Origin of the sequence: Corynebacterium sp. (assembly GCF_030532715.1) — a bacterium.
In the GTDB taxonomy this organism is placed as follows: Bacteria; Actinomycetota; Actinomycetes; order Mycobacteriales; family Mycobacteriaceae; genus Corynebacterium.
On the sequence record NZ_JAUNKO010000006.1, the window covers coordinates 110,196 to 122,870 of the forward strand.

Sequence of the window (12,675 nt, forward strand, 5' to 3'; positions counted from 1 at the left end):
GAGGAAAAAGAGCCCATGTCACTGACAGTCAGCGAGGCCATAGCCCAGCGTCGCGCAAACCGCCGCTTCCTTGATATTCCGGTAGCGCAAGACGTGTTGGACCGAGTAGTGGCGAAAGCCCTCGAAGCGCCAAGTGCTTTCAACTTGCAATTGCGCGAACTTGTGGTGGTTCAAGATGCAGCGGTGAAAAACGCCATCTACGAGGCCGGATACCGGCAACAAATTTTCCGCGATGCGCCGGCCATCTTGGTAGCCGTGGGGTGTAGCGAGATACTTCCAGACGATGCGACCTCGATTGTCGGGGAGCAGCGCTTACGCGAGATTGCTCAGATGAAGCAGGCCTTGACGGCGCAACGTCGCCGCGAAGACGCCCTCCGGGATGCCATGCTTACAGCCGGCTTTGCCTTGCTTGCCGCTACCGAAGAAGGGCTGGCCAGTTGCCCTTCAAGTGGGTGGGATGAGGAAGGCATCAAAGCAGCAATTGGAATCGGAGGGCGGGATGACCGCGCGATCGCTCTGTTGATTGCTCTCGGGTATTCTGACCAGCAACCCGAGTACCCCGGCCGCCGAGAAAACCGTAGGATCGACAACTCCTATCTGTGATTGTTCCGCACGCTGCGGGGCCGCGATACGGTGGCTTCGCCTGGGATGTAGAACCGCCACGCTGGGTGAGGGTTTTTCGTGATGCCGATGCGGGGCCCTGTGACATATTCCTGCGGGGTTTCCGGCTGCGTAAGTAACAATCCAGCCTCATCGGAGCTGGTCTTGGCATTCGTCGCGTCTCGGATGATGGCGTGGTTATCGCGCAAGTCCCAGCCGATGGCTTGACCGAAGTTCCCAGGTCCCTGCGCCAAGCGGACATCGTCGTGGATACCATGGCGCCGTGTCCGAGCAAGTGTTACGCCTGCGGTCACCTCGCCTGCCCGCAACAGGACAGCGCCCGCTTGACCTTCGGGCCAGCACACAATGTTGCCGGCGTTGTGGATGCCGTAGGAGCGGTAAACGTAGAGTCGGCCGGGCGGGCCGAACATTGCGGCGTTTCGTGGGGTTTTGCCGCGAAACGCGTGCGATGCTTCGTCTTCCGCGCCGAGATAGGCTTCCACTTCGGTGATTCGGATGCTTACGCGGCCGTGGGTGAGTGTGCAGCCCAGCAGCAGCGGGGCTACTTCGCAGGGGCTTGCGGAAAAGTCAATCATGGAAGCATTCTCGGTGGGGAAGTCTTTACACTGGCACTATGCAGCCACTTATTCTTTCTTATCAAGGGAAAACCCCGCGGATCCACGAAAGTGCGTGGATTGCTCCGAATGCGACGATCATTGGCGATGTGGAGATCGGCCCCGATTCCTCTGTGTTTTACGGTTGCGTGCTGCGCGGTGACGTAGCTCCGATCCGCATCGGGGCGCGCACGAACATTCAGGATAATTGCACTGTGCACGTGGACGGTGACGCCCCCTGCACGCTCGGCGATGACGTCACAGTGGGCCACATGGCGCTGTTGCACGGCACCACTGTTGGCGATGGCACGCTGGTGGGAATGAAATCCGCTCTATTGTCTCATTCGGTGGTCGGCCCAGGTGCTCTCATTGCCGCTGGTGCCATTGTGCTGGAGGGGCAAGAGATTCCAGCGCGTCACCTTGCTGCCGGCGTACCTGCGAAGGTGCGACGTGAGCTCAGCGCAGAGCAATCGGAGGCGTTTATCCCACACGCGGCGAAGTATGTGGAAACGGCACGAAATCAGAGTGATAAGGCGCTCGGGCGAGCAGAGGTCACGGTGCGCAGCGGGTCTGTATAGAGTTTTCCGAGCGCTACGGCACGCGCCGCAATGCGTACTGTGTCGCGATGCGTAGGGATCATCCGCAGTTCGGTGTTTTTGACGCTGTCAGCGACAATGGCCCGGTTTTCCCGGATTTCGGTGAACCCGCACCCTGCCAGTACCACGCTGGTTGGCCGTATTTCCTCGACCATTTCCGCGAGGGAGCGTAGTGGCGTGGAATCCTCTTTGATGTCCGCGCCGTCTGCCCAGGCAAGGGCTGCGGTGGATTCGCGGAGCGGCAGGTGGCAGACCAATGTGCGGCGCGCCTTGGTCTCCGGCAGCGTGGCGGATTGCACTTCTGCGGCGGCGAGCGCACAAGCGGTGGATATGATCTCCGCACCGGGAAATTCCAAAGGCATGGTGTGAATGACGGCCACGCCGACGGACACGGGATCGCCTTCGAGGGTGGTGAGGGCCTTGCGCACTATGGAGTTGGCGTCCAAGCCCTCGATTGTGTTGTCTAACAAAATATCTTTGATCGTGTTTCCGCGGGTATCAACTAACGTGGCGTAGGTGACTAAGTGGTCTACGGACACACCAGCGAAGGTTTTTCCCGTGCCGTCAAGCTCGAGGGGGATGGTGGGCCGCCCCGGCCCGTTGGGGTGTACAAGGTCTGGGCGTTCGCGAACGAGGCCAATTTTGCTGAGCGCTGCCACGGCGCGCGTAACGGTGGGTTGCGATAGGCCCGTGGCGGCAGTGAGGTCTGCGCGGACGGAAAGTCGGTGTTGCCGAATATGGTGCAGACACTGTGCCGCCGCAGATACTGGATTGCCGAGCGGAGTTTGCATGCGGATTATTATAGACTGACATGTCTAACTCGAATGTAATGATCATTCTGATTTAGCTAAGAGTTTTGTTCAGCTTTTCTTTTGTTTTTGTGCTGGGTGCGGGGTTCCGGCGCTCCAGGATGTAGCATGGTACGCATGCCAAGTACCGTAGAGATCCGCCCGATGACCAGCGACGATCTAGAGTTACGTGAAGAAGCCGAACAGCGCAATGCACTTCGAGAACAACGCCCACCGCGCCTCTTAAGTTTTGTGCCGGCACGCGGAGATTACGGAATTGTTGCATTCGATGATGTGAGCGTAGCGGGCGTCGCCTGGGCGTCGCGAAGCGGAACGTTGCCGGAAATCACCGTGAACGTCGCCCCAGCACACCAGGGGCTCGGCCTAGGCACGCGGCTGGTGGATGCGCTGGTTACCCACGCGCATATTGCCCGCTGGCCAGGGTTGGCGTTGACGGTGGCGGACACGAACCCGGCGCGCCGCCTGTACGCACGGCTGGGGTTCGAAGCTCGGGCGGACGGTGTCATGGTGAAACCGCTGGCACCCGCCATCAACGCCATTACCGTCTACTGCGGATCTGCGTGCGGCGCTCGCCCCGAGTACGAGCAGGCTACGCGGGACTTCGCGCGGGGGTTGGCGGAACTCGGCGTGGATATTGTGTACGGCGGCGGAAATATTGGGCTCATGGGCGTGCTTGCCGACGCCGCGCTCGCAGCCGGCGGCGACGTTATCGGCGTTATCCCCACCTCGTTGGTGGATCGCGAGATAGCCCATCCCGGGTTGACTGAACTGCATGTGGTGGAAAGCATGGCGGAACGCAAATCCCGTATGGAGCAGCTAGGTGATGTGTTCGTGGCGCTGCCGGGCGGGATCGGCACACTTGAAGAGTTGTTTGAAGTGTTTACCTTGCAATTGCTTGGCCCGGAATGCATGCCTGTAGTGCTGTATAACGTGGAAGGGTATTGGAACTCGCTCGTTGACATGCTGCAACGCATGAGCGAAGAAGGGTTTATCCCTGCCAAATACATTGATGCTCTGATCGTGGTGGAGAGTGTTCCTGAACTGTTCGACGCGCTCGAAGCTTGGCGCGCCCCTGGAATCAAGTGGGAATAGCTAAACCCTGGTGTGAGCATTTTTGTGAGCCTCCTCGCTTGTTAGCTAGGTAACATTGGTGGCGTACCAAGCTTCTTGTTGTAAAGGAGGCCATGATGCGCGCCCGCAAGTTCTACCGGAATGCCGCCATTGCGCTCAGTGCACTGGGCGTTTCCTTAGCCGCCACCAGTGCCTTTCTCAATCCCGCTACGGGCGCAATATTGCTCGCTGCTGGGATCTGCACGCTGGCTGTGGCTGGCAGTTGTTTGCCTAGGTCGCTGGGCTAGCCGCAGTTTCCACTAGAAACAGCGCCCATATTTCGATGGCGGCCACCGGAATAGATTGTGGCCGAAAATGGGAAGCGACGAGCCTTTTCGGTGCGAAAAATGACGGCTATGTATAACCACTTCAGGCGCTAATGGTGCGTAAGAAATCGTCGGTGCGCAAGAAACTTGAACCTTAACGTAGCAAAAGTCCCCAATAATGATGCAAGTGGTTATAAACAATCAACGGTAAGTTGTTGAAGTAACTACAATCAACCGCAAGCCGCCGCAATATAATTGTGGGCGATATTTATAATTATTAGTTTTGTCGGCGGGTGGCTCGCTGGATTCGTGCCCATCACGTTCGTCTGGGGTTTGGGTTCCATGCCAAGGTCTTTGGAGTTTGTCCAGCTGAGGGCATAAAAAATGCTCCCTTGCTGAGGAAAAACCTGACCAAGGAAGCATTGAGATTTATGTATCTGTAACGATACAAATCTGGGGGTCTGCCGCAAGCGGCAGCGCCGACTCTTAGATGAAGAGGTCGAGAACGAATTCCCAGAAGGTGCCAAGAACGTTGAAGGAGAGATCAAACATGTGAATGCCTTTCGGTAGTTTCTGCAGATCAGCACGTGCCGATCAAAGCAGGTGAAGTTTTTTCAGTACCAGCCTAGAGCGTAAAACACTCTGGGCTGGCTCATTGGTGCTAGATCAGTGGGCTGAAACCCTGCAGCTATATGACTTTCCTTTGGCCCGAGGGCTATCGGAAGCCAGCTCCAAGCTGGAGCAGCTACTGGTTCTCAGCGTCCGCCGAAGCTAGAAGCCGAATGATTTAGATGAACAGGTCGAGAACGAATTCCCAGAAGGTGTCAAGAAGATTGACGGAGAGATCGAACATTTCTGTCGGTCCTTTCGGTCTAAGGTACTCGGTGAGCCGCTACCATCTTGGCAGACGTCTTAGTTTCACGTCAACCTGATGGGGTGGAGCGTTAGTGGAAGAGGCTCAAAAAGAACTCGTGGAAGTCTTCCAAGAGGTTGTACGACAAGTCGAACATTTGAGTAGTTTCCTTTCCACGTGCTGCGGGAGGCGCAGGCTTCGAACCTCCCTCGCTCTCAGAATTTAACAGTTGTCTAGGTAAGTTTGAAGCCCCAAAAGTGGGGGCGTAATAAAAGAATGGTCTTAAACGATAGGGAGTTTAAGGCGTATTCTTGAATCTATTGGAAGTGCGCGCGATATTCCCATTATGTAACCATTTCGGGCCACATATCCACGCGATATCTTCGTGTCAGGATGAATTCTATTCTGTGCTTGATGGGTGCCATTTTTTCAGAGGTGGCGCACGGTCTCCTGGCAGGCGGGTTGGGTTGCGAATTGGGCGTATGGAATATGTATGGAACATGTTCACTGGGTCTGTAAACGGCGAAACGCTATCGGGGGTAATTTGCTACCCCCGAGGTGGCTCATGGTGGGGTGAATAAAATTATTTCGTCGCCGCCATTGCGCGCCTCTGTTGTGCCTTGATTGGCACTCCGCTGTCGAGTGGAAAGCTCGACTAGGCTAACCGTATGGAATGGGTGTTCGTAGGCGCTCTTGCAGCTGGGTGGATCGACGCCGTGATTGGTGGCGGGGGGTTAATTCTGATCCCCTTGCTGATGTCTGTAGGCCTGTCACCCACCCTTGCGCTGGGTACGAACAAACTCGCCGGCTGTTTGGGAACCACCTCAGCGGCTGCCGTCATGATCCGCAATATGGGCGCTCCACCAGCACTTTTTCGGTTGATTCCAGTGGCCGTAGTCGCTTCGGGGTGTGGTGCACTGCTGGCAAGCTCGTTGTCTGCCGCGGTGATGCGCCCGCTGGTCATCGCGTTGCTCCTCGCGGCGGGGGTATTTGTGGCAGTGCGGCCCGGGTTTGGCGGCGGTGAAGGCGACAAAGGGACATCGCACCCAGGAGTTGTGATTGCTGTAGTTGCATTGATCGCCGGCTATGACGGGTTTTTCGGGCCCGGCACCGGCATGTTCTTGATTATTGCTTTTACCGCGCTGGTCACGGGCGATTTTTTGCGCTCTTCGGTATACGCCAAGACGGTGAACGTCTGCACAAATCTGGGCGCACTAATTGTGTTCGGTTTCACAGGGCAGGTGTGGTGGCAGCTGGGCCTAGGCCTCGCGTGCGCCACCGTAGTAGGCGCTCAGATCGGGGCGCGAACTGTCCTACGTGGCGGGGCGAAGTTTGTCCGCTACGCGCTCCTAGCCATGGTTATAGTGATGGTCACACGCCTGATTATCGTCGGCTAGTCCGGTTGGTTGCCGCCGTGGCGGTGGCGGACCAAGGATCTTCCGGCCACGGGTGCTTAGGGTAGCGGCCGCGCATTTCTCGGCGCACATCCGCGTACGGCCCAGCCCAGAAGCTACTGAGGTCATCGGTAATGGCCAAGGGTCGAGCGGCGGGAGAGAGCAATTCGAAGACGACCTTTTGTCCGGCAATCAGTGGGGATTGCGCCAGGCCGAAGCATTCTTGGAGTTTTACTGAGACTGTTGCGCGTTCCGGGGAGTATGTCACCCGGTGTCGTCTGCCGCTGGGGACGACGAGGTGTGTGGGTGCCGTTTCATCCAATGTGGCGCTGAGGTCCCACGGCACGAGGTTGCGCAGGTTCATACTGAGGTCGGGGTTGAGCCATTCGGCGATGCGTTGTCGCAATGTGTCATCACTCATATCCGGCCAAGGGTCGCCGAGCTGGGTGTGTAAAAACGCGAGCCGTTCCCGCAGCGCCTGCTGCTCGGCAGTGAGTGGGATTGTGCCTGCGCGGAACCCAGCTGCGACGGCGTCCCAGCGGGTCGCGGCGTCGAGAGGCACGGAGATGCGAGAAAGCTCAATGGCGCCCGCGCGGCGAATTTTGCGGCCCCGCACGCGGCCCTGTGAATCCAGTTCGGCGATGGTGGATTCGGAGATGTCAAGGATGCGCAGCGCGTCAGCTGCGGGAAGCGGAAACGCTTGGCGCACCGTTGCCTTATTGCCAGTGCGTGAGACTTCTGCGATAGCGATCCACTCGGAGTCTTCGCCGGCGGCAATGGCGCGGGTGCCTGAGGCTAGCAGATAGTTATCCCCTTCCTTTTTGGCAATGCGTTCCGGAAATGCAAATGCGGTTACCAGTGCGAGGACTGCTTGCTCTTCGGTGCCGCCTTCGTCGGCGCGGTGCGCTGTGGCATTACCTACGCTGGGAGGAACAAAACGCTCGAACCTGCGGGCTTCTCGCACGTCACCATAGGCGATGGTGGCCACCGCGCGGGCGGCGGGCCGAGCCCCCACAATGGGCGCGGCATCCAGTAAGGCGCGGCCCAGTCGGGGGTCTGCGGGAATGTTGGCTAGCCGGCGTCCCAGTGCGGTCACCCGGCCGTCGTGGAGTGCTCCAAGCTGGGTGAGTGTGGCCCGGGCGGCTTCCATGGCGGCGGCGGGCGGGGCGTCGAGAAGCTCGAGGGATCCCCAGCAGGCCATGGTGAGCGCCGCCTGGGTGAGATCGCAGGTGTGGATCTCCGGAGTCACGTGTGGTTTGAAGTGCCCAAAATCACGTTCGGAATAGCAGCGAATTACGGTGCCTGGCGCCTCCCGCCCAGCCCTGCCCGCGCGCTGTTCAGCCTGCGAACGGGTGCACGATTCGGTGACAAGGCCGGTCATTCCGCGGGCGGCGTCGCGGCGTGGGGTGCGGGTGAGCCCGGCGTCAACAACCACGCGGACGCCGGGGACGGTGAGGGAGGATTCGGCGATGCCGGTGGCCACCACAATGCGGTAACCCTCGCGAAACGCCGCGTCTTGTTGGGCGGGGTGTTGGCGCCCGTGGAGCGGAACGGCGACGTCACCAAGCTTGTTGCATACGTAGTCCACTTCCCGAACGCCGGGGAGAAACACCAGGGTTGGGTGCTCATGGCCTACCGCCTGTGCGCACACATGGTCGAGGAAGCTGCGGGTGGTGCGGAGCCGGTCCGGCGCGGGCGCGTAGTGCACGGCGACCGGATGCGTGTGCGCCGGGGTATCCACGATGGGAGCCTGTAGGAACTCGGCGAAGCGGTGCGCGTCGAGCGTGGCGGACATGGCTACGACGTGCAGATCATCGCGGAGTTCCCGCAGTTCGGTGAGCATGCCAAGCAAGAGGTCCGTGTCTACTTGCCGCTCGTGTACTTCGTCGATGGCTACGGCCTGGACGCCGGTGAGTTCGGGGTCTGCAAGCAACCGACGCAGCAGCACGCCGGGGGTGACAAACTCCACGGCAGTCCCGGGAGTGTGTTCGCCCCGCACACTGTAGCCGACGAGCTCGCCGAGCCGGGAGCCGCTGGTATGCGCCAACCTGCGGGCTGCCGCGCGAACCGCCACCCTCCGCGGCGTGGTGACCAGCACCTTACCGCCGGTGTAGTTGTGCAGCAGGGGTGGGACAAGCGTAGTTTTGCCGGTGCCGGGCGGGGCTTGCACCACGGCCGCTCGGTGGGCGCGCAGCGCGGTTTCCACTTGGGGCAGGGTATTCAGCATGGGGAGGCCGGCGCCGATGCGGGCGAGGGGAAAGCTCATCCGGGCTGCTCCCTCCTTGATGAAATGTATGCCGTAGGCTCGCGGCTAGTATCGGAAAAATTTTACAAGGGGGACTGCCATGAACCTAGATTCGCTTCTCGACGCCCAGCTCAGCGACCTCGGCCTGATCCGCGGCGTTGACGGCCGCATCCGCCCGCGCTGGGCGGAAGGCAACGATCAATTGCGCGACTACTTCGACTACGAGTGGGGCCGAGAAATCCGCGACGAACAAGGCTTGCTGGAGCGGCTTTGCCTCGAAGGCTTTCAAGCTGGGTTGTCGTGGAACCTCGTGTTGCAGAAGCGTGACGCTTTACGCGATGCTTTCCATCACTTTCAGCCGGACGAGGTGGCCGGCATGCAACCCTCGGAAATTACGGCGCTGGCGCAGCGCCCCGAGTTGATCCGAAACGAACGTAAACTATCGGCCGCTGTGACCAATGCCAAGGCGACCATCAAGCTGCGGGAAGAGGTAGGCCTCTCCCAATTGTTGTGGTCGTTCGCACCTGTGGATTGGCAGGTGCCGGAAACCATGGCGCAGGTACCCACACAAACACCCGAATCTCAGGCGATGGCGAAAGAGCTGAAACGTCGCGGATTTACCTTCGTGGGACCCGTGACCTGCTTTGCGTTGATGCAGGCTGTGGGCATGGCGGATTGTCGTGTCCCAGGTACCGCACAATTGTTGGACCTGTAGTCTGGGCCGTATGAATGAACGCGTTGCAGTAGTTACCGGAGCTTCAAGCGGCATTGGGTGGGCGACAGCGGAGGCGCTCGCTGCGGACGGTTGGCACGTCGTGTGTGCCGCGCGCCGCACCGACCGTATCAACGAGCTGGCCACCAAGATCGGCGGCGTAGCAATCACCCTTGATGTGACTGACGCTGCCTCCGTGGCATCGTTCGCCGACCAATTGCCGCGCGTGGACCTGTTGGTAAATAATGCGGGCGGCGCCAAAGGCCTTGATTCGGTGGCGGAGGCGAACCTCGAGGATTGGCAGTGGATGTATGACACGAACGTGCTGGGCACGATGCGGGTCACCCAGGCGCTGTTGCCGAAACTACTCGAGGCTGAGGGGCAGATCATTAACGTGGGTTCCGTGGCTGCCCATGTCCCCTATGTGGGCGGTGCCGGCTACAACGCTGCGAAGCACGGTGTGGCGGCCCTGACCCGCGTGCTGCGCATGGAAACCGCCGACCAGCCGCTGCGCGTCTGCGAGGTTGACCCCGGCCGCGTGCACACCGAGGAATTCTCCCTCGTGCGGTTCGGCGGCGACGCGGACAAGGCCGCCAAAGTCTATGAAGGCAACCTCAGCCTCACCGCCGAGGACATCGCCGAAGCGATCCGGTGGGTGGCGTCCTGCCCCAAGCATATGAACATCGATACGATGCGGATCATGCCCACGGACCAGGTGTAATGGACCTAGCTTCCCTCGCCGCATTGCTGTCCGTGTGGCTTGCGGCTATCGCGAGTCCCGGACCGGACGTGGTGCAGATTACGCGCCTCGGTTCGCGCAGCAAATCTGACGGGGTGGCCTGTGCGTTGGGCATTATGGTGGGCAATACCGGTTGGATCGCCGCCAGCCTGCTCGGCGTCGCAGCATTGGTGAGTACTACCCCCGTGGTGCTCACCGTGATGAAGCTTATCGGTGGTGCCTACCTGCTGTGGATCGGCATCAGTGCGATTCGGGCGGGCCTGGATGCCCCCACGACACCATCCGCAGCCGGGGAGGGAGGGGAGACGCCGGCAGCGAGGCGGCAATGGTGGGCTTCGCTACGCGTCGGGATCATGACAAACCTGTCGAACCCGAAAGCGGTGCTGTTTTTCGGCGCCGTGTTTGCTCAATTCGTGCGGCCCGGCATGACCGGGTGGGTGGCCGTAGGCATCGCGCTGCTGCTAATTATCACAGGTCTCGCGTGGTTTGTTGGGTTCGCGCTGCTGGTGCAAAAGGCAGCGGGTTTCCTGCACCAACGCGCACACCTGATCGAGCTGGTGTCGGGTGGGGTATTCGTCGTCTTGGCGGCCGTGATGCTGGTCGGTGGGGTCAGCGAGCTCGTGGGCTAATCTTGGGGTGGCGTGCGCAGCAATGCGGCAGGAAGCGCTGCGTCTAACAGGGCATCGCGGGGCTAAAGCGCTTACACTTATCTTTATGACCAAACCTGTTGATGTTGTCGTCCGCGATGCGACAATAAAACTTGGACAGTTTATTAAACTGGCCAACCTGGTGGACACGGGGGGCGAAGCCAAAAAAATGATCGCTTTAGGCGAAGTTCTAGTCAACGGTGAGGTAGATACCCGCCGGGGAAAAACCCTGCACGCAGGCGACGTGGTGACGGTAGCTGGGGTGTCCGCGCGCGTGGCCACACATAGCGGCGACGATTTCTTCGACGAGGCAACAGCAGACGATGATTTTGACTACAAGAAGTGGATGGATTTGTAATGCCAGCGTTTATGGCTGAAGGCGGCATGCCGTACTGGATCGACCTTATTACCTCGGATGTGCGGCGTGCCGCACATTTTTATCATCAGCTGCTCGGCTGGGAGTTTGAAGAAACCTCCCCCGGGTATCGCTTGGCTCGGATCCAAGGCTTGCCTGTGGCGGCCATCGTGGAAAAACCCAGCGACGAACAATTGCCGGATACCTGGGTCACACACTTTCTTGCGGATAATCTCGACGCCGAAGTGGCCAAGGCCAATGAGTTAGGTGCGCGAGTGCTTACCGAACCTTCTGAGATTTCCTTCGGCCGGATGGCCGTGCTGGTGGACCCCTCCGGGGCGCTCTTTGGGCTGATTGAGCCCTCGAGCGAGGAGGCGTTTATCGCAGCTGGGGAGCCTGGCACCCCGGTGTGGCACGAGCTGACCTGCACGGTCGCCTACGAAGCCGCCTGCAAATTTTACCAAGAACTGTTTGGCTGGACCACCCACGAAATGGATGGGTTCCCCTACACCACGGCATTGGTGGATGGGTCGCCATTCGCGGGGATCTGGAATGCGCAACAAAACTTCCCGCCGCAGGTGCCGTCGTTCTGGCAAACCTATTTAGGCATCGGCGATGTTGAAGAGGCAGTGGCGAAAGTCGGGGAACTTGGCGGTGAAGTCATTCGGGAACCCTGGGATTCCGAATTTGGCCATATGGTGATCATCGCCGATTCCACCGGGGCCACCGTCACACTGGCGAAAGTGGATCCGCCAGTGGAGGAAGGCCACGAATCCGACCCGCTCGAAGGTATTGACCTGCGGCAGTTCGGAATCTAGCTACTGCGCGTTGCGCAGGAAATCAGCTGCGTCCCGAATACGCTGCCGCGCAACCTCAGGGGTGCACACCAAATGCTCGGCTACGTATTCGCGGACATCCGCAATCCGTTCTGCGGCGTCCCAACGCTGCACCGTCGTATCCTGCAAGCCCACTTGAATGCAGGTAGTGGGCCAATTTTCCGGTGCGGGCAGGGTGGCGTCGATTGCGGAGGCGTCGAATTGGGGGCGGGTGAGCAGCAGGGCGTCGACAAGCGGGGAAACCAGTACCGCTAACGCCGCGCCCGCCGAAGCGCCCCAAGCGGTTACGTGCGTAGCGCCTTCCGCGCGGGCGTAGGCAACGGCGGCCTCGATCGCGCCCAGCATTTCCGAGGTAGGTGCAGGCAACAGGGGGTAATCTACGTCCACAATCGTCGTCCCAGACAGCTCCGCGGCGGCAGCAACCTCTGGGCGCCAAGCGTTATCTAGCGCAATGCCTGCGCCGCGCCGGAACGCGCCGCCATGCAAACTCACCGCGAAACGGCCGGTCGGACGGCTCGGTGTAAAACGCGCCGCACGCAACTCCGGAAGAGCACGCACCGAAACACCGCCCAGCATGGAAACCCCCGGCATGGAATGATCCAACGCGGACCCGAGCACCAGCATTGCGGCGTGCGTCAACCGATCCGGAAGGCGAGCCACCCAACGATCCATCTCCCTATCGTCGTCTGCTTCCGGCAAGGGATAATGCTCACTTATGTACCACGACAACTGGGCCAGCTGCTCCTGCGGGGACAAGCCAGCCTCGTTGCCGCCGATGTGGAAATCGCGCCCAGTCGAATCATCATGCACTACCTCACTCATGCCCCATACTGTAGCTGCTTCCGATGCTGCACAAGAAGGTTTTGTGGGGGTATTTGCTGAACAAGTGGTGAACAATA

The 12,675-nt window shown here is 59.9% G+C and carries 13 protein-coding genes; 9 read left to right on the forward strand and 4 right to left on the reverse strand.

All coding sequences use genetic code 11. The features are described 5' to 3' along the window. Positions 1-15: 15 nt before the first annotated feature. On the forward strand, positions 16-603 hold the full coding sequence (locus Q4D83_RS10330; RefSeq protein ID WP_303175229.1) for a nitroreductase family protein: 588 nt from the start codon (positions 16-18) through the stop codon (positions 601-603). Here the strand turns inward: Q4D83_RS10330 and Q4D83_RS10335 are convergent. Further along, positions 594-1,196 carry a DNA-3-methyladenine glycosylase gene (locus Q4D83_RS10335; RefSeq protein WP_303175230.1) on the reverse strand — a complete coding sequence of 201 codons (603 nt, stop codon included), beginning with the start codon at positions 1,194-1,196 and terminating at the stop codon, positions 594-596. The two genes, Q4D83_RS10330 and Q4D83_RS10335, sit on opposite strands and share 10 nt — an antisense overlap. A gap of 38 nt (positions 1,197-1,234) precedes the next feature. Between Q4D83_RS10335 and Q4D83_RS10340 the strand changes: the two genes are divergently transcribed. Beyond that, positions 1,235-1,792 carry a gamma carbonic anhydrase family protein gene (locus tag Q4D83_RS10340; RefSeq protein WP_303175231.1) on the forward strand — a complete coding sequence of 186 codons (558 nt, stop codon included), beginning with the start codon at positions 1,235-1,237 and terminating at the stop codon, positions 1,790-1,792. Here Q4D83_RS10340 and Q4D83_RS10345 read toward each other — a convergent pair. Continuing rightward, positions 1,735-2,601 carry a MarR family transcriptional regulator gene (locus Q4D83_RS10345; protein WP_303175232.1) on the reverse strand — a complete coding sequence of 289 codons (867 nt, stop codon included), beginning with the start codon at positions 2,599-2,601 and terminating at the stop codon, positions 1,735-1,737. The genes Q4D83_RS10340 and Q4D83_RS10345 overlap by 58 nt on opposite strands. Before the next feature lie 135 nt (positions 2,602-2,736). On the opposite strand from Q4D83_RS10345, the gene Q4D83_RS10350 reads away from it, so the two are divergent. Both Q4D83_RS10350 and Q4D83_RS10355 read left to right on the forward strand, forming a co-directional pair. Next, entirely contained in the window at positions 2,737-3,711 is a 975-nt protein-coding gene (locus tag Q4D83_RS10350) for a TIGR00730 family Rossman fold protein (protein WP_303175233.1), read from the forward strand. Between the two features lie 1,805 nt (positions 3,712-5,516). After that, positions 5,517-6,245, forward strand: a complete 729-nt coding sequence (locus Q4D83_RS10355) for a TSUP family transporter (RefSeq protein WP_303175234.1) — start codon at positions 5,517-5,519, stop codon at positions 6,243-6,245. Here the strand turns inward: Q4D83_RS10355 and hrpB are convergent. Next, positions 6,232-8,508 (reverse strand): ATP-dependent helicase HrpB, encoded by a 2,277-nt coding sequence (gene hrpB, locus Q4D83_RS10360; RefSeq protein ID WP_303175235.1) that lies wholly within the window; start codon positions 8,506-8,508, stop codon positions 6,232-6,234. The two genes, Q4D83_RS10355 and hrpB, sit on opposite strands and share 14 nt — an antisense overlap. 79 nt (positions 8,509-8,587) lie before the next feature. Between hrpB and Q4D83_RS10365 the strand changes: the two genes are divergently transcribed. The 5 genes from Q4D83_RS10365 (at position 8,588) to Q4D83_RS10385 (ending at position 11,758) form a co-directional block, all read left to right on the forward strand. Then, positions 8,588-9,202 (forward strand): DNA-3-methyladenine glycosylase I, encoded by a 615-nt coding sequence (locus tag Q4D83_RS10365; RefSeq protein WP_303175236.1) that lies wholly within the window; start codon positions 8,588-8,590, stop codon positions 9,200-9,202. A gap of 10 nt (positions 9,203-9,212) precedes the next feature. Further along, on the forward strand, positions 9,213-9,920 hold the full coding sequence (locus tag Q4D83_RS10370; protein WP_303175237.1) for an SDR family NAD(P)-dependent oxidoreductase: 708 nt from the start codon (positions 9,213-9,215) through the stop codon (positions 9,918-9,920). Then, a complete protein-coding gene (locus tag Q4D83_RS10375; RefSeq protein ID WP_303175238.1) occupies positions 9,920-10,567 on the forward strand; it encodes a LysE family translocator in 648 nt (215 codons plus the stop codon). Before Q4D83_RS10370 ends, Q4D83_RS10375 begins: the two co-directional genes overlap by 1 nt. An 85-nt stretch (positions 10,568-10,652) precedes the next feature. Then, complete coding sequence (locus tag Q4D83_RS10380; RefSeq protein ID WP_303175239.1) at positions 10,653-10,943, forward strand: RNA-binding S4 domain-containing protein; 291 nt, start codon at positions 10,653-10,655, stop codon at positions 10,941-10,943. Then, positions 10,943-11,758, forward strand: coding sequence for a VOC family protein (locus Q4D83_RS10385; protein WP_303175240.1), 816 nt, complete (start codon positions 10,943-10,945; stop codon positions 11,756-11,758). The genes Q4D83_RS10380 and Q4D83_RS10385 overlap by 1 nt, the downstream gene beginning before the upstream one ends. Here the strand turns inward: Q4D83_RS10385 and Q4D83_RS10390 are convergent, their stop codons facing one another. Continuing rightward, the gene (locus Q4D83_RS10390) at positions 11,759-12,598 is read right to left on the reverse strand and encodes an alpha/beta hydrolase (protein WP_303175241.1); all 840 of its coding nucleotides are present in this window, start codon (positions 12,596-12,598) and stop codon (positions 11,759-11,761) included. Positions 12,599-12,675 lie beyond the last annotated feature (77 nt).

Coding starts and splice junctions, on each gene's coding strand:
- Q4D83_RS10330 (WP_303175229.1), top strand. CDS start 16: ATGTCACTGACAGTCAGCGAGGCCATAGCCCAGCGTCGCGCAAACCGC.
- hrpB (WP_303175235.1), bottom strand. CDS start 8,508: ATGAGCTTTCCCCTCGCCCGCATCGGCGCCGGCCTCCCCATGCTGAAT.
- Q4D83_RS10370 (WP_303175237.1), top strand. CDS start 9,213: ATGAATGAACGCGTTGCAGTAGTTACCGGAGCTTCAAGCGGCATTGGG.
- Q4D83_RS10390 (WP_303175241.1), bottom strand. CDS start 12,598: ATGAGTGAGGTAGTGCATGATGATTCGACTGGGCGCGATTTCCACATC.
- Q4D83_RS10335 (WP_303175230.1), bottom strand. CDS start 1,196: ATGATTGACTTTTCCGCAAGCCCCTGCGAAGTAGCCCCGCTGCTGCTG.
- Q4D83_RS10375 (WP_303175238.1), top strand. CDS start 9,920: ATGGACCTAGCTTCCCTCGCCGCATTGCTGTCCGTGTGGCTTGCGGCT.
- Q4D83_RS10340 (WP_303175231.1), top strand. CDS start 1,235: ATGCAGCCACTTATTCTTTCTTATCAAGGGAAAACCCCGCGGATCCAC.
- Q4D83_RS10350 (WP_303175233.1), top strand. CDS start 2,737: ATGCCAAGTACCGTAGAGATCCGCCCGATGACCAGCGACGATCTAGAG.
- Q4D83_RS10365 (WP_303175236.1), top strand. CDS start 8,588: ATGAACCTAGATTCGCTTCTCGACGCCCAGCTCAGCGACCTCGGCCTG.
- Q4D83_RS10385 (WP_303175240.1), top strand. CDS start 10,943: ATGCCAGCGTTTATGGCTGAAGGCGGCATGCCGTACTGGATCGACCTT.
- Q4D83_RS10380 (WP_303175239.1), top strand. CDS start 10,653: ATGACCAAACCTGTTGATGTTGTCGTCCGCGATGCGACAATAAAACTT.
- Q4D83_RS10355 (WP_303175234.1), top strand. CDS start 5,517: ATGGAATGGGTGTTCGTAGGCGCTCTTGCAGCTGGGTGGATCGACGCC.
- Q4D83_RS10345 (WP_303175232.1), bottom strand. CDS start 2,601: ATGCAAACTCCGCTCGGCAATCCAGTATCTGCGGCGGCACAGTGTCTG.